The sequence below is a fragment of the Priestia sp. FSL W8-0524 genome (assembly GCF_038005965.1).
Classification (GTDB): Bacteria; Bacillota; Bacilli; order Bacillales; family Bacillaceae_H; genus Priestia; species Priestia zanthoxyli.
The window spans coordinates 47866-69486 of record NZ_JBBOUG010000002.1; the positions used below are offsets into that span (position 1 = coordinate 47866).

Below are 21621 nucleotides of genomic sequence, written 5' to 3' on the forward strand. Positions count from 1 at the left end.
TTTTATATACACATGATAAAAAGAGGAGTGTTTGAGATGAAGAATTTATTCATTAAATTAGTCACTGTTTTTATATTATTGATGGCTACACTATATGGAATACCGGTAGGGAAAACGGAAGCTGCCAATAAAGCATTTAATCAAGACTTCATTATTATTAATAAAAAATATAACAAGCTTGCGTATTTTCATAACGGTTATATTGAAATCATTGATCCAGTAGCAACGGGTAAAACATGGGAGAAAACACCTGTTGGATTTTTTAAAGTGATGAACAAGATTAAAAATCGTCCTTATTATACAGGACATATTCCCGGGGGAGATCCTCGTAATCCATTAGGAAAGCGTTGGTTAGGATTAAATGCAGGCGGTACGAATGGTGATACATACGGCATTCACGGAAATAATAATGAAAGTAGCATTGGAAAATACGTGAGTCACGGATGTGTCAGAATGCATAATACAGATGTGGAGAAGCTTTATGAGAAAGTTGAAGTTGACACACCGGTTGTGATTACGTATTCCTATAAGAGCTTTATTGATCTCACTAAGATTTATGGATATACGTTTAAAGGTTACAAGTTAAAAAATAACTAATGATTAGGCAGCATTCCGTTATTACGGGATGCTGTTTTTTCTTTGTCTTCTTTCCATATAGCCCTTATCATAGAAATAGATGAAAAATATGGTGGAGGGGGATATAATTATGCGAGCAAAAATTGAAAGGGCTAAACACGTGTTAATGTTTAAAGCTACAGGGGAGTTTTATGCACATGAGGTAAATCAAGATAAATTGAAAATGGGCTTTTTTGTCTGTCCTTCTTGTGAAGTCAGAGTCCATTATAAACACGATCATTTCCTTTCTCGTGAACATACACGAAATTGTATCTATCTGAAAGAACAATTTAAGAAAAAAGCCTACTAGACAAATGAAGATCCAATGATTATAGGACACTACGGAGAAAAGGGGGAAACGATATGAAAAATCATGTTTATCAAAATGGACGCTTAATTCAAACGAATAAAAAGTTTTCCGCATTGAAGCAAAAGCAGAAGGAATGGATAACAAACGAATTAAGACAAAGCTATATTCGTGCGATTAACTACCCTCACGTCAAATTACACCCTAGGAAACGAGATCAAATTTTAGATGAAGTTTATGATCTTATTGAGGGAAAAGAAATTTGGATACCTTATGGTGAAGTGAAGAGACACTATTTTAGCAAAATCCCTTCGTTTATTCGTAAGAATAAGAAAATGATGAAAGAAGAAATAAAAGGTGAATCATAAGATGGCTAGAGTAGTTATAGAATGGGACTATTTTAAACATTCGACAGCGTTGAGACTACATAAACAGGCTAAGCCTGTTTTAGTACCATTATATGATGTAGGAAGGAGCACTTAAGGTTCCTTTGTTGGATTGATAAATCTATTCATAGAAAATCAAATGAAGTAGAATATTGCAGCAGGAAGGGGAGAATATAAAATGAAATCAACAGGTATTGTACGAAAAGTAGATGAATTAGGAAGAGTTGTTATTCCAGTTGAGCTAAGAAAGGTTCTTGCTATTAAAGAAAAAGACCCTATCGAGATCTTTGTTGATGGGAATCAAATTATTTTAAAGAAATACATGTCTTATAACGAATGTATAGTAACAGGTGACATCACTCCTCAAAATAGGGAATATGCAAAAGGTTTAGTGCTAAGTCCAAGAGGGGCAGAAATTTTAAAGAATGAAATAGAGTTTAAGTTCAATATAAAAGCTTAATTTATTCATGATTTTATAGAGTTGAGGTGATTTTTCAAAGGCTTGAAGCCTTGATAAATCTATAATATGTAAAATTATGTATAAACGATAAATTTTGATGTTACGCCATCCCTTGTCTCCTGAGGGGTGGCGTTTTGTTTTTATTTCTTTCCTGCTAAGAGCTTATTTTCCAGCTTATATATCCATTTATAATATCCTAATACAATAAGTAAAAGTAAAGGATCCATAATGGCTGAATGCCATAGATTCCACCAACCGTATTTAAAGTATCCCCACGGTTCAGGTAATAATGTGATGGCTTCATAAAGTAAAATAGCTATCATCCAATAGAAAATATACATAATACGTTTATGAAAGGCTTCTCCAGAAGGATACCAATTTAGAAACATCATATTCACTGGTGGAATCAATACTGTTAATGTAAGAATTTCACGCCACCCATCAATATCTTTAGAAAAGTACCAATAGCCATGATATTTTGTATCAATATATAAATCGCCGAGTTGTTGCAAAGCAATTGTAAATGCCCAAATATGTACGATTTGATTTGCCGTCAATCTTTTATTTGTTTTAAACGCAATAAAGTTAAACAGAATAATAGCAATAATAAGTCCTATTATAAGGTCAATTTTCCTTTTTAACCAAATATACCATATACTGTTAATTAAAGAAAACTGCTAGTTACTTTATTTCGAATTTATCTTTATCCTGTTCACTCCAAGATCACACTTATCGACAAAAAGACAGTCTAAAAAAGTACACCTTTTTAGACTATGTAGAATCAAACGACAGAACGTCTATTTAGTTAATAAAATAAACCTTTATGAACTTACAAAAAGTAATTTACCTTTATAGACGATATGTCATATTCAATTTTAGATTGTTGCGCATTTGCAATAATGAATAACATTTTATATGTTGAGCAAATTACTAAAGATGCTCCTAGCATCACCTGAAAAGCAATGATATTCATAGCAAAAAAATCGTCCGTATATGGGCGGGTTTTTGTTTGCAAGGAATAACTCATTCTGCTAAAATTAGTATAATATTATATATAATCTCAAAAATCCTACGATTTTGAAGAAGTAGTGATATTCAAATCAGAAAAAACCACTGGAACCTTTCCAGTGGTTTTTCTGATTTAAATATGAATATTATTTTGTTATTTTTCGCCTATCTGAAAAGCTAAAAATAAGAAACCAAAGAAGATAAAAACTGGAATTAATACAAAAGAGTATAAACTGAAATACTTCATAAGTCCTTTTTCATGCTTCCCTACTGCTATAACTCCACATATGAAACCTGTAAGATAGATTATGATACCTATATATAAAATATTTAAACTATATATAGGAGTGAAGTATTGACCAACGGCAATAATAATCCCTGCTATTGACAGCCATAACGAGTACTTACTAAAACGTTTCTGCAAATTAATCCTCCTAAAATACATTACATGGACAATTATACCATTTTACCATAATTATTCTTGGAAAAACCTTATGCAATAACAGTAATTAGTTACGTCGGGTAAGCGAGGGGCATCACTGCCCCTGACTCCCCTAAGAACCGTACGTGAGCCTTTCAACTCATACGGCTCAAGCCTCCCATTGCAGGTCCATTTGTTGTCGTATCCTCATCACACACCATATCGGTAAGTAAAACGTACGCCGACGCTCCAAGTGGAGGTATACATAACAGTACGTTTCTTTCGTCAGAAGATAGCCACAGCCTTATGTTCCTACGAGAGACCAACGAGAAGTCAGCTCCCTTTCAGGTCTATCATGGGTTTGTCCGTGAGGACGATAGTATCCGTTCAGTTATACAGTTTTCTGCTTTCCTGTTCTCTTTCGAGATAACGGCATTCGCTTTCTCTCGTATCCTTTACCCTCTGTCACATCGTTTGACTTTACAATCATCCTACTGTGTATACAGATGACAAAGGGCTTACCAAGTTCCGCATCTTATAGATACGACGAGGTTAGGTGGGCTCTTTACTCCGGGCAAGATATGGGACGCGTCACAGCAGCTTTATGAATCTGCTTTTCCTCTTGCCAATACCCAGGCAAATCTGTGCACGATCCTGAGCTAACACTTACGAAGCTTAGAAACCTTCACTAATGTTCACCATACTCATCTTCCCCTAGCAGTGTTCCGAGTCGTGCACTGACTCTCTGTTTCCGCATTTCCGCATGCAACCCACGAGCCCGTTACCAGGCCCGCAGTTTTGGACGGGGATAGTTTTTGCGTCTAAACCAGTGGCGTGAGCCACACTATATAAAAGCGACTTCTTGTCGCACCATAAAACGTATTATCGGCACTCAATATTATCAATTAAAAATAAGCCATATAAAAATATGGCTCGTCTTATAAAAAAACTATTTATTTATCCTATCTAGCTTAAAACGAGCAATTTCTTTTCCATCTTTTGAAACAATGAGAGTTGCCTTTAAAGCAAGAGCTTTTATATTTTGCAATTCTTCTTCTGTTGGTGCAAGTGGAAGTTCATCGCTCTTTTGCTTTGCACCTAACTTGTAATAAAGATTAAATTCCCCAGTACCTTTTGCAGCAATTTCTTCTACTCCTTGTCCCCATCCTATTTTACTTTTATTTACACTATAAATATTAGAACCTACAGTATCTTCTACAACGGATAATAAGTCTCGGTCAGGTTCTATTCTCATTTTAACCTTGTTTAATTGAGAACTAAATATAGGCTTATTAGTATTGTTTTTTACTGTAAATGTATAATATAAAGCAGTCGGTACAATTGTTTGATTTTTATGTTTCCCTATAGTTGTAGTTGTTGATCCTATAAGATCCTTGTTCTCTGTTATCACGACATCTGTCTTTGTTAGCTTTATATCTTCTGGATTAGAACAAGCTGAAACGATAAATAGCAATAAAGCAATGAACAAAAATCCAACATACTTTTTCATGTATGCACCTCCATCTAATCTATTCTACATAAGGAACACCAAATCCCTCTTTATGGATTTTTTTCTCATCTAAAGTATTTCACCTTCAATTAACGCCTGTATACAATATACAAACTTAGTTTACATAACCATTATTCGCGGAACCAAAAAATCCTTTGATACTATTCATTTCAAAGGATTTTTTAATAATTTAATTACTAAGTATATGAGTACTATTGCGCATGATTGGATTCCGTTAGATTTTCAAGTTTCCAGTGTATATCTGAAAAAGGGTCTAGTTTACTGACCATATAAAGATAGTAACTATTCAATTCTTTTTTATCACTAATCTCAAATAAAACATCATATGTTACTGTAGAATTAGGAGCAAGTTCCTTGAAAGCTTCGTGATTTAAAGGCATTGCTACTCCAGTGAACTTCTCACCTGTTTTTTTATTTTTTATATAATATTTTATTTCTGAAAGGTCATCGTTTTTACCATCTTCTCGCACATTTTCAATCTGAACTTTAGCTGTAATACTAGGCGAACCTTGTTTATTTTCTTTATAGATTGCACTTTCAACAGTAGCATTATAGTATCCACCTTTTGAATGTTGTCTATAAGTGAGAACGCCTTCTCTAAGATTTTGCCAATCTTCATTCTCTTGCTGCTCAATAATTTTTTCATTTTCTTCTTTAGTCACTTTTTGCATATCTGCCATTTTTACTTTTTCCACTTTACTTGAAGAAGTCTCTCCGGTATCGGCTGCGCTACAAGCTGTGATTAAACCCGTGGTTAATACAGCAGTAAAAGCTGTCTTTATAACTTTACTCATTGTATTTCATTCCTCTATATCTAAAATTTTTATCATAAGGAATATTTTACATTATAAAGTCTTTATAGTCTTCAAAACTATAATAAACAAATTATTAGAACAGCTTTTTAAATTGTCCCCCATATAGAATCTGAATTTCTAAGGACTATACAAAAAAAGATAGGATAAATAATTATAAAACTGAACGAAAGTATTAGATATTTAATGTAAAATCGACCCTGTATATTTTTACATCTACAAATAACTAAAAGTATTGTGCTTAGAACATTAAAAAAGAATAAGATAGCGCCTACTCCCCAACCTAAAAAACCTAAAGCAAAGAAAATAGGAAATTTAATACCCACAACAAAAAGAAATATAAATATCCAACCAGCAACTGCAAAATTTCGGGTTATCTTCCCTATAACTTTTCCGTCCATCTTCTCACCACATCGTTAATAATATCTTGACCTTATAAAAATCTCATATTTATCTTTTATTAATTATTTTATATTATATCGCAAGGTAATTTACATAAAGAAAATCACATAAATAGCCATCAGGCGGAACCAAAAAGCCCTTTTATCGAGGGCTTTTTATAGCTTATAACACGTGGGGGAAAATTGTAGCTTCAAGAGGAATATTATTTCACTTTATCATGATGTTTTGTTAAAAGCCCCTCCAGTTTAACTTTCACTAAACTCCATTCATTATTTGTAATACTATACAGAACTGCATCACGAATACGCCCATTATGTAACATTCTTTCGTTGCGCAAAATCCCTTCCTTTACTCCTCCAATACGCTCAATGGCCCTCTGGGCACCTACATTTTGGATATCTGTTTTAATTTGAACGCGTATCATATCTAATTGTTCAAAAGCGTGCCTTAGCAATAAATATTTACACTCCGTATTAATACTCGTCTTTTGAGCAGATTTATCATAAAAGGTAGACCCTAATTCAACTGTTTTACGATCAAAAGACATATCATATAAACGAGTACTTCCAATAATCTTGTTACTAACCTGGTCTATTACTGTAAAGGGAAGCTCTATCCCCTTATCAAAATTTTTTAATGCCTCTATTACTAGCTTCTCCATATCTCCTAAACTATCCATTTTCCTAACCATGTACGTCCATAAGTTGGTATTTTTTTGAATGAGGTTATAAAGGACCTCTATATCTTTCATATCCATTAATCTCAACTTTGCTCTCTGACCAATTAGTTCCATAAACCTTAATCCTTCCCCTCTAAATGTATCCATTATGTTCCATTTTAACAATAGCATTAATTAAGAGCATTATGTATATGTTATTCATTTTTAGTTAACATACAGAGCATTATCAGATATATCTATATAATTAAGTTCATTTTTTGAATCAGAAGGCATAAAAGTATGTTATATTATCAAAAAATGGAAAAGGGTGATGTATCATAGATAATATAAACGTAATTTCAATAGTATACTTGGTTATAATCGTTGGTCTTATTGCTCTCTTCGTTATTTCTTTTACGCTATTTATTCGGAAATTGCTTATTAATTCATCTATCAAAAGTAGGCATTCGATTGAAATCGATAAGAAACTTGACAAAATCATAGAATTGCTTGAAAAGGATAAAAAGTCGTAGTAAATTTATTAGATTTAGAGTTGATATGAAATACTAATATGAATTTAAAAGCTCTATTAGGAGACTACATTTATGATAAAAAAATCTATACCAGTAATTATTTCATCCATCTGCGGCAGTTTAGTTTTTTCGGTCTTGTTCATGGAAGGTGGATACATAAGTTTTAACGATTTTATTGATCAATTCGTAGCTGGATTAATCGTTATTCCCTTTATTTTAGTATTTGGCATTCCTTCTTCAATGATGATTGATTCTATTATAAAAGATACAAAAAAGTATAAATCTTTAATTGAAATCCTACTATACATCCTCTCTGGAATTTTAGGTACAGCAATTATTTTATTAATATTCGCATTAACTGATGGCATAAGTATCTTTCTAGAATTTAAGCCCTTTCTTATCCTTGCCCTAAGTTGCTCTGTACCATTTGGAATTTGCTCCACCTTATTAAAAACCTACAGTTTTAATAAAGGTCTTGCTCGATAGAAAAATAACATGCATACGATAGCAAAGTTAGTGATCAAAAACACCTTTATCAGTATTAAATATAAAATAAATAAAAATCCTTTTTCAAAACAATATTGTCTTGAAAAAGGATTTTTATTTATAAATTCTCTTTAGCTTTAAATATTCTTTTTGAAATAAGGAATGAAAAAGTTGCTGCTACGATAGAACTTAAAAATGTATAGTTAAGGGATTCACTTCCAAAGATATTGACCGTGGAACTCATAGCTTGTGAAGTTTCAGGTGCATATGTAATTGTAAGGAATATTCCTGAAACAATATCAAACGCGAGTAGTAATCCTATAAAGCTAACAATAAATACCGTATACCTTTTCAACTAACTTCCTCCTTAGCTTATATATATTCCTAGATCTTTGTTGAATTTAATTACAACTATAACATATTTTACAAAAAATAAGCACAAGGAGTTAGTTCACATAATGAAGATCCTTAAGCAGGATCTCTACATTCATATACTTCATGAGGTTTTAGCTTTCTTACTTTAAACGATTGCATTTCCCATCCATTCGTATGATAGTCACTCTTTATCGTTACTGTAAAGACATCGTTTGGCGGATTATGAGGGCCAAAGTAAGTTCTTCCTTCAAGTCTTGCTTCAAACATCATTGATCCTGGATGGTCTAATTTCCTTATGGACAACACTTTCTGACAATCAAAACGAATTCCTTTGCTATTTTTCACCCCATAGTACTTTTCTGCTGCTTGTATCATTTGAGGATATAACAAATCTATTAAGGTATCTTCTAAAATATTTTCACGCGTTGCTTTGGTATTGGTAGGCAAGTCTCTATTTGCATAAGTTACAGAAGCGTTTGATAGTAGCAACAGAGTAAATATAGATACTATAATCTTTCTCATTTTTTACATTTACCTTTCCGTATACATTTAATTTGAAATCATGGAGTTTGCAATTTTGAGCAAATCATTTGCTGTAACATCTTTTTTTGTAGCTTTGCTAATGCCAATTGTATACATTAGATTACCTCGTTGAAACAGCAATTGTTTTGCCGGAAAGTAATTTGGCTGATATAAAGCTTTTATTCCGTTTTTTAAAGTGTATGGAACATCTTTAATACCTTTATAATCCTCCAGAGAGTGATTAGTCTCTGTTACCTTTAACTGAAACAAGCCACTTAATTTATCGTTTCGGTAACGAATAATTAGCGTATCTTTATCTTGTTGGGTGTCCACATGTGTGACTTCAAAAGGAAAAGTTGTGGGTTTCAGTATATCAACATGATGTCTTTTCTCGTATTTTTCAATGGCTTTGATTTCATTCATAAAAGGGTTAGATCCATTGTATACTTCGTTTATTTCTGTAATTTGAGTTTTAGTAAATGAGACTTTCCAAATGAATGCGATTCTCTCATTTGCTACTTTTTTATCGTTAAAATACCCAGTAAGGATTAGTTCATTTTCTTTGGATGAAGGCGACCCTTGTATGGTAAGTAAAGGCGTGTCTTCACGTATTTCTGGAATATCTACGTTTGGAGATACGTATTTTTCTGCTTGTTCACTTCCCATTCTCGTCAAAGAATAAACGAAGTTGTACAAAGCAGGTCTAGTGTCAGAATAGCCCCAAGCTATTTGAGTTCCTGAAAATAGGAAAACAATAGCAAGAATTAAGCATATAAACTGTTTCATTTTCTGTACATTCCTTTTTTAAAATTTACACCTGCGTTGTTTTTTATGTTCGTAAAAGAGTCACTTACATAGAGCCATTCTTGCTTGCAGTATAGGAGGACCAAGCTTTTCTGTTTTTGAATTCGAAAGACGAATCTGTACTTTCACATTTTTCATATCTGCTGTAATCAAATCAATCCGACCAGCCCAAGTAGGACCATCTTCTTCAGGCGTTGGATATATGCGGAATCGCCAACTAATTTCATTTGGTATGGTTGCATACCCCTCATAACTATCATATTGACCATAAGACGATGGCTTCGGAAGATGAACTCCTAGAATACTCATATTTGTCCGTGGAAAACTAGGTGGACTACCTAATTGAACGTTGTAAATTAACGCTGAGCCTTTGGCGTTTTTAAGATTCTTATTTACAGGTTCTAATGCAATCGTACAGGGCATTTTATCAGCGTGTGTTTGAAGTGGATAAACAATCGTAGATAACAGCATAAACAACACTAAAATAAAAGGTTTTATGACACTCAACTCCTAGTTTTTTATTAGATTTTCCTGTTGAGAACAAACTCATTCGAATTTTTATATTTCAGGGATTTTTGGATGCTTGAACGGACATAAGCATAATTGAAAAAGGGCATAGTACCTTTATGTTTAGAACGAAAATATCGGAGGTGCAGGGATGTCGAAGCATGTTGTTAGTTTTTTAGCAGGGGCGTTATTACTTATATTTAGTGCTGGTAATACTGCTGTAGCTCAAACTAGTTATACGGAAGTATTAGAAAAACGCATAAAAGAAGAAATCGTACAGTATGGCGACGGTATAGATTCTTCTATTAAAATCCAGGTGGTTAAATTGGAGAAAGTACCCAAGAAGAATTATTATACCGCGTTGTTTACATTCAAATCGAACTCCTTGGACTATCTCGGAGATGCTTCTTTTATCAAAGAGAATGGCGAATATAAACATGTAGATGGACACGGATATGGCATAGATAAGGTCGGGCACACAACAATCACAGTCGACAATCAATTGTACAACGTTATCTATGGGGAGAATACTGAAAAACAGATAGGATCTATAAACGCTGAATTAATCAACAAACCCATTAAATATTCCATTAAGGCTGTTGAATCTCCATACTTTGTTCATTTTCAGGCATTGTCATCATCTTTTAAGATGAAGGATGCCTACCCCACCAAATTAACATGCTATGACCAACAGCATCATGAAATGACTTGGGATGAATGTGCAAGGGAATCTTAAAAACGTCCTGTTTATTGAAACTCTATTACGTTCATTTCTTGATAGGTTGAGAAGAGGTTCGGTTTAAAACAGCTTAAATACTTTCTTTTTATAAGAGCACACTATGGGCTAGGAGGTTTTTATTCTTATGAAAAAATTAACTTTTATTACATTCATTACGTCTATTCTTTTGCTAGTAAGTAATAGCATAGAAGCTAAGGCACTTGCTCTTCCTGAATTACCAACAACAGAAACGTCCAAACAATGGGCCGTTGAGGTTACTAACCCTGACAATGATGATCCTAATCTAGCGCAATCTAAGAAGGGAGTGTATCACACCTATAGTTTAAATGTGAAAAATGTTGGGAAGGAAGTACATGATGTAAAAGTCCAATTATTTCGTAATGAACTCAATTCGAATACAAAATTTGGACTTTTACCAACTATAGAGCCGCCTCAACTTAATCAAAAAGGTGGACACCCCTTACATGTTTCCAACTTTGGTTTATCCGAAAAGGCAACCGATTTAAATATTGTGATAACGTGGAAAGAAAAAGGCGAAGGAAGAGAATATCAAGAAACATTTACATTTCATCAAAAATAGAGTCTGTAGCACTGCTATAGACTCTATTTTTGATGAAACTTGTCTTCTTTTTGGGATACCATATTGAAACCAATTGCCTATCTCGCCAAATCCTTCAGGCCCATAATAATAAATGTCTCCGTCCCTTTCTGCTACAGTTGTAAGATAAAAGGAATTTATCAAAAATTATGTATGCAGGATATTGGCTTAAGAGTCATGAATATATGAACCTAAAAGCATAATGAAAGCAGGTGACTTTTATTTATGTTAATAGGTGAAATGCTTACTAAAATAATGAAAGAAGAAATGACAATTAAAGAAGTAGCCACGATGTACAGTGTCACTACTCAGACTATTCAAAGGAAAATTAAGAAACTGGGATATGAATGGGATAAAAAAAAGTCTGTTTACAAATATACAGGGAAACCACCACAGCCGTTGGACGTTGATTTCAGTACTCTATTTAGAAAAACACCCACCATTAGCACTGATTTAAACCAGCTTAAAGGTAAAAATAGAAAGAAAGGAATCGGCCGCAATAGCACTAGTGACGTAGTAGATGTTTTATTAGCAGGTACGAAACCACAACCCAAAAGAGTGTATCAGGGATTTTATTTTGATAAAGACGTATTAAGCATTATAAATAGTGTTCCTAAAAATTATAAATCTGAACTAATTAATGAAGCGTTAAGAAAAGTATTTAAAGAAAAAGGATTAATCAAATGAAAAATCTACATAACGTTCAAAAAAAGAAATTTCGAGGAGGGATGAACAAGCTCTCTTACAATTAACTATACTGCTCCGAAGTATCACGTAGAATAGTGTATGTAGTAGAATTAGTCCAATAACAAGAAGCCTTTACATGAGAATAATAATAAGCGACCTACTTATCCTAATTAGAACCGTAAGTCGCTTATTCTATATTTTCATTCATATATTTACCCTTTCACTTTACAGTATGTGTATGTTTATTATGTTAGATGTTCATCTTCTAACTGAATTAAATCTTTATCCTGAGATTGATTGAATAAATAAGTAAGGTATGAATGTAGTTCGAATCGGTCCTCGTCAATAAAATCAGAAAACACCTGTTTATATTCTTCCAACATCTATTCCTCCTTTATTTATGTTTCTTATTCTATTATTACCTATCTAGTAATCTCTTATACATACAAATTACTTTAGGTACATTTAGTCCATTGAATAAACTTCATTAAAAATATAAGCCATAAAAAACACCTTGAGAACTAGGGTCCTCAAGGTGTTTTTTCCTTTATTTATGAATCCAGACAGCTCCAGCTGAATTGTCTTTTGCTTCGCCAATAACATCGACTTTAAGTCCAGTTTGAGGAAGAAGACGTCCAGCATCTTTTATTCTTTCATCAAGGTAAGACTTACGGTCGTTAAAGCCTTTTATTCCATTTGATCCTTTTGATAGGATAGACCCCCATGATTTATGCGTATATGACCAAGCTGGTGACTTATCAAAAGAAAAGGCTGCATCAGCAATTTGATATCTAGTTGAATTGGCTGTAGTACTAATCCCATTTACATTAAAGTACAGAACTTTATGAGCATGAGAATCAACAACGCCTAAAAACCCTTCACCTGGATGAGATCCTACCCAGTTATCAAGGTAGCTTTCATCAGCATACCACATTACCATACCTGTATTATATTTGGCTCCTCTTGCATACTGAAGGGACTGATCGCTTCCAGCATAGTTTCTCCATTCAAGGTAATAATAGTTGTCTTTGTAACTGATACCATTTGTCTTTTCAAAACCATCTAGTGTCACCTTAGGTGCACTTTCAGCATCATCAGTAAAGATAGTCTTTCCATCTACTATTAAGCTAGCATTATCTAATGCAAAACCTGCCATTGCAAGTCCCCCATCAGTAACGTACTCGAATTGCAGCTTAATTTTTTTACCTTTAAATTTAGATAAATCGTAACTTTTATCTTCCCATTTTCCATTAGATGTTTCAGCTGAATTATCAGCATTGTTTGCTTTGTCTCCAATTGTATCTAGAAGAACTTTTGATCCATCTGGCAAAATAGCATTAACGTATAAGTAGTCGTATTCTGCCTCCACCTCATAATTAGCCTTATACTTAAAAGTAGCCGTTTTAGCTTTAGTAAGGTCTAATTGAGGTGTTGTCATAGTCGTATGAAGATCATCTCCACGTTGACTAAAGTAATAGTTGCTACCGAATGCCGGTTTAATGCCTTGGACTGTCTTTTTAGGCAAATTAATTTTCACAATACCTGGATTTTTGGATTTAGTAACGCTTTGATCAATAACACTAACTGATCCTGATTTATTAATATCTTTTATATCCATTTCCTTAATATTTGCCCAATTTCCTCCCATTGTCTTTTGGAAGAACTCTTTGTTTTGTGGTGAAAAGCTTGTTGGTGCAGTATCTGCAATTTTACCTGCCCAGCTTCCATCACTCATAATAGACCATACACCTACCGGTTCTCCTTGACCCGAATATTGAGTATCATACTCATCTGGAAGACCTAAATCGTGGCCAAATTCATGAGCAAAAACCCCAACAGCTCCATCTTCAGGTTCTATTGTGTAATCATACGCTGAAATATTGGTGCCCGGTACTTTATAAGGTTGCCCCAAAGTTGAACGGTGCGACCAGATAGCATCGTCTCCGAGTTTACCTCCACCTGCTTCTTGTCCTGTTCCAGCATGGATAACCATTAGATGATCTACTATGCCATCAGGCTCATTGCGATTTCCATCTCCATCTATATCATATTGGTCAAATTTATCGTAATCAGAAAGCTTTATGCCACTTTTAGCAGCAGCTGCTAAGGATTCTTTTACAAGGTCACGAGGTCCTTTTGGTCCAAGGTTATCGTTACCTCCCTTAGGGTTATCAGCTCCATACTCCTTTGCTTTCCCCGAAACTGTTAACCAGTTAGAAACCGTTCCATCAATCGTGTAACTGCCCCCAGACTGCTCCTCGTAGTACTGTTTAAATGTTTTAATTTTACTGCCATCAAATAACTTAAAGTCCTTGTCTCCAAACATAAGTTTTTGATAATGTTGCTGACTAAAATCTTTAGAATACATATATCCTGGCTCTTGAATAACGTTGTTATGCTTAAAATCAGCGTATTCTACAAGTAATACAAGAACCTTGTCTTCTCTAACTTTACCAGTGTACTTTGCTTGTTTTGCGGGTTTTACGCTTACGCCATCTCCCTTACCTTCTGATTTAAGGCTTGAGAATTCCTTACGTTGAACTTTCTCTTTTTGCTCCGTTTGAAACTTTTTAGCTTTTAAATCCATTTCACTATTCTTGTAGCCTTTTAGGCTTTCTTTATGTGTATCTTTTTTGTTTATGTAGGTATTTAATGCTTTCTTTGCCTCTTGTGGAGTAGCTTTTTGAGAGATCACTCCTTGATCCTTTAAGGCTTTTGTTAATCGTTCTTCAGGTACAGTATGCATGTCAATTGGTGAACTTGGAAGCCCTTCTACCTGTGTGGTTTTTGCTGATACTACATGACCTTTTCCAAATAAAGACGTTACTCCCCCAATAGTAACAGTTGTTGCCAATAAAGAAGTTCCTAATATCTTTTTCCAATTCGTCAAAACAATGCCCTCCCTATCTAAATATTCAAATTATTAACAAATTAATTTTAATAGTTAAATTTAGGAAGGTCAATTTGTTTTTATATTAGAATTAAAAATATAATAATTTTATTTATAAGATTAAATTAGTAACAAAGGTTTTACTTTATGAAAATAAAAAAAGCTCTTTCATTTTCTTAGAGCTTTTCCGACTTGTTATTTAAGGTTTATACATATAATAACCACGTCTTACTTGGACTATATTGGGCTCCACTTCCTTAACATAACGATAAACAGGAGCAAAATTATTAATTGTATATCCCACTTCACGGTGTAAGTGTTCGAGAATTTCTTTGGAAGTAAAAACCTTACTAGGATGACTTGTTAATAGGACAACTGTCTCTACAGTTGTCCTATGTTTCATATCTTCTTTAGGAACAGACTGTTGCTCATTCTTTTCTAAGCGAGTTAATTGTCTTCGTACATTTCTTCTCTCTATATTTAACTCTATAATCTCTTTATTTAATTCCTTTAAGCGATTCTGCCAGTACTCTTTTTCGTTTCTCAATGTTTTACCTCCTTTAAAACTCTTTTTTCCTTACAATTTATCTGTTGAGTTAGAACTAAAATTCTTAATAATATCATCACTTTTATGGTTGAATAACATATAGCGATACTGTTCCAGTGCAGCTATATATTTTAAATCCTTAGATTTATCTTTTACTTGAAATAGTGTATCTAAGAAATTTAGGCTCTCAATTTCTTTAGCAATCTTTCTTGTATCATCAGGGGGATATATTTTTGCCGGATCTCCAAAAGCTATATGGTGAATAGGTACTCTTGTTTTCGCTTTTAAATTAGTATCAATATGTACAACCCCGTTAATTTCAATAATACTTTGTTCGCCTATATACGCCCTATTGTAAACCTTTGCTCCTGCGGCTAGAAAGCATTTCTTTTCTATTGTACAACCTATTAGATAAGCGTAAGGTCCAATTAACGTGTGTTCTTCTATTAGTAAGGGGGAAGAGATGGTCTTGCCTCCTGAGGATTTCAATACAACATTCTCCATAACAATGGTCCCCTTTTTTATATGGATAGGCGCTCCTTCCGCAATAATCACTGCCCCATAAGATATATATACCTCTTCTTCAACAATGACTTCTCCACTTATTACAGCATTTGAAGCTACCCAAGCTGATAGGTGGATAATAGGCTTCTTTTTCTGATGTTCAATATGCACTAATCTCGCTCCTTTTATCTATGTTATCTATATTTCTCTAAAGAGAATATCCTATCATCACCCTTATCATCATTTCTGATATCATGTAACTGCCCCTCCTATTAAAAGATAGTTTCATTATACATAATTTTCTATTCCTGTATTGAATATCCTTCAACTAAATACAATAGAGCTAAGAACAGTTATTGAAAACCTTAAGCAACGGCTTTTTAATAAATAAAATAATAATTAATTCACATATTTTTTGCTCTCTTTGGCACACTATTCACGATACGTATAGTATCACTCTTGAACCTTTGATACGTAGCAGAAGAAACTACCTTACTGATGGGGTAGTTTCTTCTGTTTTTATTCTGCATATGCTATACAAACTTAGTTTATATAAGATTGATTATGTTTAGTTTCACTCTCTGTTATGTTATTAAGTAAATCTAAACATACTTTATTAAAAAAAGTTATATCATTTACCTATCTTGTAGAAAAACGTGGTATTTGTCGTCATCTAGAGTAAATGGTGAAACCTTAATAATAAATGAAGTAATTAAGTATTTACTTAACGAACAATAAAACGAATTCGAGGTTATTTTCTATAAATATAGTTAATGACAACATTTATTTTTAAAGGTATATGTATATGAATCTACAAATCTGGCCAGACTAATAATGTATTCCCCCTATTCCAATAAATTTGAAAATCCTTTGCCTACTTAGGCAAAGGGTTCTTTTTGTATACGTGTATTTGAAATTAATATAGCAGATATTTTAGGTAATATTTTGTTATTTATTGTTAAATTTGGTATATTATTTAACAGACACGTAAATGGGGGATAAAAAATGAGTTTGCTAATAGTAGGTATCATTATTATTTTGTCGGTCGTTGCAGACTATTTTATTTTCGATTACGACGATAAAAGATGGGGCTGGCTAAAAGGGTATTCTATACCTGTAAGAATAGGGATTATCAGTTGCTACTTAGTCATTTCATTTACTATTTACTTTGCTTTAAGCCTTAAATATATCTCTTAAGGCTTAAAGTCTTTTTTATTTATATTCCCTACGTTTCTTGTTTACATAAAACGGCTTCTAGGAAGGCTTTTTTCTGAAGCATACGGCAGTGAGTCTATTTTTATCTGTTGATTTTTTTAGGATATCTCTAACGCCCAATCAACTGCGGTTTGTGCGTGTATTTCTGTTGTATCAAAGATAGGGAGCGAGGTATCGTTCTGATTAATTAATAGAGAAATTTCAGTGCAACCTAATATAGCTCCTTCTATTCCATCGTTAATTAAACCATTTATAATCTTTTGATATGCACTTTTGGAATTTAAGTTAATCTTCCCTAAGCATAATTCTTTATAAATAATATCATGTACAATTTGACGCTCTTTTTCACCTGGAATATTAACTTTAAGATTATGGTTAGCTATAAGTCGACCTTTATAAAAGTCCTCTTCCATCGTAAACTTTGTTCCAAGCAACCCAACTCTACTAATACCCTGATCTTTTATTCTCTTGGCTGTAGCATCTGCAATATGTAAAATAGGAATACTAATCTCATTCTGAATATCATTTGCCATCTTATGCATAGTATTTGTACAGATCACTAAAAAGTCAGCTCCACCTTTTTCAATATATTGAGCTCCTTTAATCATTAATTCTGTTGCTTCATCCCATCTATTATCGTGTTGTAATTTTTTTATTTCTTCAAAGTCCACAGAATACATCACACTTTTAGCAGAGTGATGTTCTCCTAACTTTCTATTTACTGTTTGATTGATAATTCTGTAGTACTCAGCTGATGATTCCCAACTCATCCCGCCTAATAAACCTATTGTTTTCATTTTCCCAACCCCCTTTATAGAAAATATTACCACAAATCAAGCTTTTTCAGCGTTAGCATCATATACAATCGTAGTTACCATAATGGATTTTATCGGAAATCAATTACTTCACTGGTGCAATAACATTAGCAATTCGCAAAGTTTATATACAAATTGTTTCGGGAAGTACTGATTAGCCTAAAAAGGTGAGCATAACTATTATGCTCACCTTTTTCCTAACAATGTGAAAATAGACGATAACCTATAGAATAATTAATGCTTATGCTAAAGATGACATTCTTAATAAGGATGTTAACCTATGATTCGTTTTTCTAATTAAGAATGTAGCTCTAATGACTAAAGTTATTACGCCTGAGAATAAGCTAATAAAATTATTCAAGATTTTCCCCTCCACATTGAATTATAGTGTTAGAAGCTAACACTATAATTATTATTAGTGTGAGAATAAAAATTATTCAGTGTTCAATTATTGTCGCTTGTGTTCTTTATCTTACAGAGAATTATCGTCCTTACAGCTAGTCCAAATAATATACCAATAGGTACTGAAAGTATGGATCATCATATTAACTCCAACAATACATTCCTTATTTTGAGCGTCGAGGAGTAGATCAATCCAATTGTAATAAAATATGTAGAAAATAAACTTTTTCCAAAGGATAGATAAATAAAATTTTATGTCTTAAGCAAAATACTTAAGATGCAATAGAGCATCAATTTGACATCTATATTTTAACGACTAGAGAAAACTACTGATTGGCTATGCCAGTAGTTTTTTCTCTTTTTAAGCTGTATATAATATACAAACTTAGTTAATGAAATAGGAATTATAGGTAATGTTAAGTAAGTGGAACATAATAACATAGGATTCCTTCAAATATGAAATCGACTATTAATTCTTTGCATTATTCATATTTCTTTACTTTTTGTAAAAAATATATTTATCTGATATCACGCCTGTTGATTATCTAATTTATTCCAATAAAACCAAATAAAAAAGAGAGATTCTCATGTAAAATGTAAGTTACCACACCAACATTTACGAAAAGAGGAATCTCTCATGAATAAGAATACCACGTCTCCACATCTCATTCAAAACTTTCTTTCTGAAGCTGAACTTCAAGCGATTCTAGCCGAGTTTGGTTTTGTTGACACAGCCCGAAAATGTACCGTGTCAACGCTTATTTCTTATTTAATTGGTGCAGCGACAAACGAATGGAAAAGCTTACGTCACGCAGCCGATGTTGGGCCAAGTGTTGGACTCGTTTCCATTGACCATTCTTCGCTTTCCAAGCACATGAAGGCTCTTAATTACGCCATTATGAAACGTATTTTTGAAGTCATTGTCGGGAAGCTCAACCGAGCTACTCGTCGCACCCTCAAGATGAAAAAAATACCGATGGCAGTGGATTCGACAACGGTAACAGTCGGGAAGACACGCCTACCATGGGCAGTTTATCACGGCGAACGCGCGGGCATTAAACTGCATGTTAGCTTCACCAACGAAACTGCGATGCCTCTTCAAGTTGTCGAAACAACCGGATTAAAACATGACGGACCCGTTGGTACATGCCTTGAGGATAAACGCTTTATCTTCATAGGCGACCGTGCCTATTTTTCCATTGAAAAAGTCGATCGCTACGTGACAGAGAAAGAAAAACAACATTTTGTCATTCGCTTAAAAGAGAATATCCAGTTAAATCGCAAAAAAGCGCTGAAAGGTACACGTAAAAAGGATTCGAATGTGACCGGCGATTTTACGTGTATCCTTGGTACCCCACAAAAACAGACAAAGACACGCCAGCGTGTCGTGCAATTTACCGATCATGACGGTAAGGAGATACGCGTTGTGACAAGCTTGATGAACGTCACGGCAGAAGAAATTGCCGACATGTATAAAGCACGCTGGGCCATTGAATCGTTCTTTCGCTGGATCAAACAAAACTTAAATGTACCGATTTTATTCGGTACAACACCAAACGCCGTGTTCAATCAGTTGTTCACCGCACTCATCGCCTACGTTTTACTAAAGTTTTTACATATACAAGGTAGCAAGAAAAACACACGAAAACCCTTATCATTTGCAGGGTTCACACGTCTGTTTCTTTGCGCTACCCTGCCTTTAGAATGGCGAATAGCCATCTATGAAACACTTGAATTCTATCAAAAACTATACGAAGGAGTTTCTGGATGATTTTGGTTAATCAACACGTGTGATCTGATATATCTCTAGGAGGCCAATAGGGTGAATGAAAAGAAAATCTATTTAACATCGGCTGAAATTGGTTGTCTTTGGACTTCTTATATGAATGATAGTATGTCTAAATATATTTTAGGTTATATGCTTAAACATTTGAATGATTCGGATATCCGACCTGCTATTCAATTTGCTTATGATATTGCGGTTGGTCATTTGGATCACTTACTTACCATTTTTGAGCAAGAACAGTATGCAGTTCCTCACGGTTTTACCGAACAAGACGTAAATATGGAAGCTCCTTGGCTTTTTTCCGATGTATTTTGTTTAACGTATGTAAATCATATGGCGAAGGTTGGAATGCTAGCTTATAGTGGATTTGTTTCCATGAGTGCAAGAGAAGATATTAGAAATTTCTATACAAAAGGATTAGTAGAAGCATCTACCCTTTATAATCAGACTACTGAAATTGCCGTTTCAAAAGGGATACATTCCAGACATCCTTATATTGAAGTTCCAAAAGAAGCAGATTATGTTGATAGCAAAAAATATTTAAGTGGATTAAATCCATTTAAAAACAAACGCCCATTAAACGCCGTAGAAATTTCGCATTTATATATGAACGTGCTAACAAATTCGATGGGGATTAAACTTTCTATTGGCTTTGCACAAACTTCTTCATCTAAAGAAGTCCAAGACTTTATGTTACGAGGAAAAGACATATCGAACAAACACATCCAAATCTTTGCTAATATCTTGCTTGAAAACGATCTTGCCACCCCTCGATTACCTGACGTTAGTGTGAGCAATTCAACTACCAAAACATTTTCAGATAAGTTAATGATGTTTCATATGTCCCTATTAAGTGCTGCTGGTACAGGAAACTATGCAACTGCGGCGGCTGCCAGTCAAAGAAACGATTTAGCCATCGATTATGAACGATTATCACTAGAAATTGCCCGATATGCAAAAACTGGTGCTGACATTATGATTAAGCATAATTGGCTTGAACAACCACCGGGAACAAAGGACCGTGAGAAACTAGCTAGAAAAAAAGAATCATAAGTGGTATAAAAAACCTGATTGTCTTTTTATCCGTATATTTATGTTTATTCTTTGATTAAAAGGGTGAAAAAGTCAATAGGATTGGAATCTTAAAAGCAACATGTCTTTTGTATTAAAGTCATGTTGCTTTCCTTTTATTTCATAATCATAAAATGAATAACTTTTGAACTTTGAGAAAACTACTCAAGATACGTGAGGTATCGCTTTTAATACGTTGATACGTTACAGAAAAAACTCCTGGCCAACGACAGGAGTTTTTTCTGTTTTTTAAGCTGTATATCGTATATATCTTTAGCTACCCATAATGTGATTTATAGACATTCTCATATGAAAAGAAAGCATATCAGCAAATATAAATATAAGTAAGATTTTTAAAAAAGGGGAGTTATAAAATAAAAAATGTGAAATAATTCTCAATTATTAGGAAAATAAAATAAATTTTATAAAAAATAATCATATTTCATGTTTTATTTTCAATGACATGGATAAAGTATTAAGATTGAAAGATCCTTTAAAATTGAATAAGTAAATAGCAACTTATCATCAGCATAAAAAAGC

The 21621-nt window shown here is 33.5% G+C and carries 26 protein-coding genes; 12 read left to right on the forward strand and 14 right to left on the reverse strand.

Annotated features, from left to right (window positions below):
* Positions 1–36 precede the first annotated feature (36 nt).
* The 4 genes from NST66_RS27525 (at position 37) to NST66_RS27540 (ending at position 1768) form a co-directional block, all read left to right on the forward strand.
* Positions 37–597, forward strand: a complete 561-nt coding sequence (locus NST66_RS27525; RefSeq protein WP_053215328.1) for a L,D-transpeptidase — start codon at positions 37–39, stop codon at positions 595–597.
* A 109-nt stretch (positions 598–706) separates the two neighbouring features.
* Entirely contained in the window at positions 707–925 is a 219-nt protein-coding gene (locus NST66_RS27530; protein WP_182031573.1) for a hypothetical protein, read from the forward strand.
* 53 nt (positions 926–978) lie between these two features.
* A complete protein-coding gene (locus NST66_RS27535) occupies positions 979–1290 on the forward strand; it encodes a hypothetical protein (protein WP_182031571.1) in 312 nt (103 codons plus the stop codon).
* 196 nt (positions 1291–1486) lie between these two features.
* Complete coding sequence (locus tag NST66_RS27540) at positions 1487–1768, forward strand: AbrB/MazE/SpoVT family DNA-binding domain-containing protein (protein WP_034655538.1); 282 nt, start codon at positions 1487–1489, stop codon at positions 1766–1768.
* A gap of 140 nt (positions 1769–1908) precedes the next feature.
* Here the strand turns inward: NST66_RS27540 and NST66_RS27545 are convergent, their stop codons facing one another.
* The 5 genes from NST66_RS27545 to NST66_RS27565 form a co-directional block, all read right to left on the reverse strand.
* A complete protein-coding gene (locus tag NST66_RS27545) occupies positions 1909–2388 on the reverse strand; it encodes a hypothetical protein (protein WP_047932933.1) in 480 nt (159 codons plus the stop codon).
* Positions 2389–2930: 542 nt separating this feature from the next.
* On the reverse strand, positions 2931–3200 hold the full coding sequence (locus tag NST66_RS27550) for a hypothetical protein (protein WP_182031569.1): 270 nt from the start codon (positions 3198–3200) through the stop codon (positions 2931–2933).
* Between the two features lie 946 nt (positions 3201–4146).
* Complete coding sequence (locus NST66_RS27555) at positions 4147–4707, reverse strand: hypothetical protein (RefSeq protein ID WP_182031567.1); 561 nt, start codon at positions 4705–4707, stop codon at positions 4147–4149.
* A gap of 212 nt (positions 4708–4919) precedes the next feature.
* A complete protein-coding gene (locus NST66_RS27560; RefSeq protein ID WP_182031783.1) occupies positions 4920–5522 on the reverse strand; it encodes a hypothetical protein in 603 nt (200 codons plus the stop codon).
* Between the two features lie 622 nt (positions 5523–6144).
* Positions 6145–6735 carry a GNAT family N-acetyltransferase gene (locus NST66_RS27565; RefSeq protein WP_182031789.1) on the reverse strand — a complete coding sequence of 197 codons (591 nt, stop codon included), beginning with the start codon at positions 6733–6735 and terminating at the stop codon, positions 6145–6147.
* Between the two features lie 203 nt (positions 6736–6938).
* Between NST66_RS27565 and NST66_RS27570 the strand changes: the two genes are divergently transcribed.
* Together NST66_RS27570 and NST66_RS27575 are read left to right on the forward strand one after the other, a co-directional pair.
* Positions 6939–7133, forward strand: coding sequence for a DUF4083 family protein (locus tag NST66_RS27570; protein WP_182031791.1), 195 nt, complete (start codon positions 6939–6941; stop codon positions 7131–7133).
* A 72-nt stretch (positions 7134–7205) separates the two neighbouring features.
* A complete protein-coding gene (locus NST66_RS27575) occupies positions 7206–7619 on the forward strand; it encodes a hypothetical protein (protein ID WP_182030994.1) in 414 nt (137 codons plus the stop codon).
* A 118-nt stretch (positions 7620–7737) separates the two neighbouring features.
* On the opposite strand, the gene NST66_RS27580 is transcribed toward NST66_RS27575, so the two are convergent.
* From NST66_RS27580 to NST66_RS27595, 4 genes are all read right to left on the reverse strand, one after another.
* Positions 7738–7974, reverse strand: coding sequence for a hypothetical protein (locus NST66_RS27580; protein ID WP_182030996.1), 237 nt, complete (start codon positions 7972–7974; stop codon positions 7738–7740).
* Positions 7975–8087: 113 nt separating this feature from the next.
* Positions 8088–8516, reverse strand: a complete 429-nt coding sequence (locus tag NST66_RS27585; RefSeq protein WP_182030998.1) for a DUF3888 domain-containing protein — start codon at positions 8514–8516, stop codon at positions 8088–8090.
* A 27-nt stretch (positions 8517–8543) separates the two neighbouring features.
* Positions 8544–9302, reverse strand: coding sequence for a hypothetical protein (locus tag NST66_RS27590; protein WP_340843796.1), 759 nt, complete (start codon positions 9300–9302; stop codon positions 8544–8546).
* A gap of 60 nt (positions 9303–9362) precedes the next feature.
* A complete protein-coding gene (locus NST66_RS27595) occupies positions 9363–9818 on the reverse strand; it encodes a hypothetical protein (protein ID WP_182031019.1) in 456 nt (151 codons plus the stop codon).
* Positions 9819–9978: 160 nt separating this feature from the next.
* Here NST66_RS27595 and NST66_RS27600 point away from each other — a divergent pair, with 160 nt between their 5' ends.
* The 3 genes from NST66_RS27600 (at position 9979) to NST66_RS27610 (ending at position 11851) form a co-directional block, all read left to right on the forward strand.
* Positions 9979–10563 carry a hypothetical protein gene (locus tag NST66_RS27600; protein WP_182031002.1) on the forward strand — a complete coding sequence of 195 codons (585 nt, stop codon included), beginning with the start codon at positions 9979–9981 and terminating at the stop codon, positions 10561–10563.
* Positions 10564–10690: 127 nt separating this feature from the next.
* Positions 10691–11146, forward strand: a complete 456-nt coding sequence (locus tag NST66_RS27605) for a hypothetical protein (RefSeq protein ID WP_340843797.1) — start codon at positions 10691–10693, stop codon at positions 11144–11146.
* 243 nt (positions 11147–11389) lie between these two features.
* The gene (locus NST66_RS27610; protein ID WP_182031006.1) at positions 11390–11851 is read left to right on the forward strand and encodes a hypothetical protein; all 462 of its coding nucleotides are present in this window, start codon (positions 11390–11392) and stop codon (positions 11849–11851) included.
* A gap of 245 nt (positions 11852–12096) precedes the next feature.
* Here the strand turns inward: NST66_RS27610 and NST66_RS27615 are convergent, their stop codons facing one another.
* From NST66_RS27615 to NST66_RS27630, 4 genes are all read right to left on the reverse strand, one after another.
* Complete coding sequence (locus tag NST66_RS27615) at positions 12097–12234, reverse strand: hypothetical protein (RefSeq protein WP_182031007.1); 138 nt, start codon at positions 12232–12234, stop codon at positions 12097–12099.
* Between the two features lie 164 nt (positions 12235–12398).
* Positions 12399–14741, reverse strand: coding sequence for an immune inhibitor A domain-containing protein (locus tag NST66_RS27620; protein WP_182031009.1), 2343 nt, complete (start codon positions 14739–14741; stop codon positions 12399–12401).
* Positions 14742–14940: 199 nt separating this feature from the next.
* Complete coding sequence (locus NST66_RS27625; RefSeq protein WP_182031011.1) at positions 14941–15288, reverse strand: Rok-like winged helix domain-containing protein; 348 nt, start codon at positions 15286–15288, stop codon at positions 14941–14943.
* Between the two features lie 30 nt (positions 15289–15318).
* Positions 15319–15963: a hypothetical protein gene (locus NST66_RS27630; protein ID WP_182031013.1), complete on the reverse strand. Its 645-nt coding sequence runs from the start codon at positions 15961–15963 to the stop codon at positions 15319–15321.
* Between the two features lie 834 nt (positions 15964–16797).
* Between NST66_RS27630 and NST66_RS27635 the strand changes: the two genes are divergently transcribed.
* A complete protein-coding gene (locus NST66_RS27635; RefSeq protein ID WP_182031015.1) occupies positions 16798–16989 on the forward strand; it encodes a hypothetical protein in 192 nt (63 codons plus the stop codon).
* A 116-nt stretch (positions 16990–17105) separates the two neighbouring features.
* Here the strand turns inward: NST66_RS27635 and NST66_RS27640 are convergent, their stop codons facing one another.
* Positions 17106–17804 carry an aspartate/glutamate racemase family protein gene (locus NST66_RS27640; RefSeq protein WP_340843798.1) on the reverse strand — a complete coding sequence of 233 codons (699 nt, stop codon included), beginning with the start codon at positions 17802–17804 and terminating at the stop codon, positions 17106–17108.
* Positions 17805–18861: 1057 nt separating this feature from the next.
* On the opposite strand from NST66_RS27640, the gene NST66_RS27645 reads away from it, so the two are divergent.
* A complete protein-coding gene (locus NST66_RS27645) occupies positions 18862–19995 on the forward strand; it encodes an IS4 family transposase (RefSeq protein ID WP_263046296.1) in 1134 nt (377 codons plus the stop codon).
* 51 nt (positions 19996–20046) lie between these two features.
* The gene (locus NST66_RS27650; protein WP_340843799.1) at positions 20047–21063 is read left to right on the forward strand and encodes a DUF3231 family protein; all 1017 of its coding nucleotides are present in this window, start codon (positions 20047–20049) and stop codon (positions 21061–21063) included.
* Positions 21064–21621 lie beyond the last annotated feature (558 nt).

Coding starts and splice junctions, on each gene's coding strand:
- NST66_RS27535 (WP_182031571.1), top strand. CDS start 979: ATGAAAAATCATGTTTATCAAAATGGACGCTTAATTCAAACGAATAAA.
- NST66_RS27590 (WP_340843796.1), bottom strand. CDS start 9,302: ATGAAACAGTTTATATGCTTAATTCTTGCTATTGTTTTCCTATTTTCA.
- NST66_RS27530 (WP_182031573.1), top strand. CDS start 707: ATGCGAGCAAAAATTGAAAGGGCTAAACACGTGTTAATGTTTAAAGCT.
- NST66_RS27555 (WP_182031567.1), bottom strand. CDS start 4,707: ATGAAAAAGTATGTTGGATTTTTGTTCATTGCTTTATTGCTATTTATC.
- NST66_RS27610 (WP_182031006.1), top strand. CDS start 11,390: ATGTTAATAGGTGAAATGCTTACTAAAATAATGAAAGAAGAAATGACA.
- NST66_RS27600 (WP_182031002.1), top strand. CDS start 9,979: ATGTCGAAGCATGTTGTTAGTTTTTTAGCAGGGGCGTTATTACTTATA.
- NST66_RS27525 (WP_053215328.1), top strand. CDS start 37: ATGAAGAATTTATTCATTAAATTAGTCACTGTTTTTATATTATTGATG.
- NST66_RS27565 (WP_182031789.1), bottom strand. CDS start 6,735: ATGGAACTAATTGGTCAGAGAGCAAAGTTGAGATTAATGGATATGAAA.
- NST66_RS27635 (WP_182031015.1), top strand. CDS start 16,798: ATGAGTTTGCTAATAGTAGGTATCATTATTATTTTGTCGGTCGTTGCA.
- NST66_RS27640 (WP_340843798.1), bottom strand. CDS start 17,804: ATGAAAACAATAGGTTTATTAGGCGGGATGAGTTGGGAATCATCAGCT.
- NST66_RS27605 (WP_340843797.1), top strand. CDS start 10,691: ATGAAAAAATTAACTTTTATTACATTCATTACGTCTATTCTTTTGCTA.
- NST66_RS27575 (WP_182030994.1), top strand. CDS start 7,206: ATGATAAAAAAATCTATACCAGTAATTATTTCATCCATCTGCGGCAGT.
- NST66_RS27585 (WP_182030998.1), bottom strand. CDS start 8,516: ATGAGAAAGATTATAGTATCTATATTTACTCTGTTGCTACTATCAAAC.
- NST66_RS27615 (WP_182031007.1), bottom strand. CDS start 12,234: ATGTTGGAAGAATATAAACAGGTGTTTTCTGATTTTATTGACGAGGAC.
- NST66_RS27560 (WP_182031783.1), bottom strand. CDS start 5,522: ATGAGTAAAGTTATAAAGACAGCTTTTACTGCTGTATTAACCACGGGT.
- NST66_RS27645 (WP_263046296.1), top strand. CDS start 18,862: ATGAATAAGAATACCACGTCTCCACATCTCATTCAAAACTTTCTTTCT.
- NST66_RS27540 (WP_034655538.1), top strand. CDS start 1,487: ATGAAATCAACAGGTATTGTACGAAAAGTAGATGAATTAGGAAGAGTT.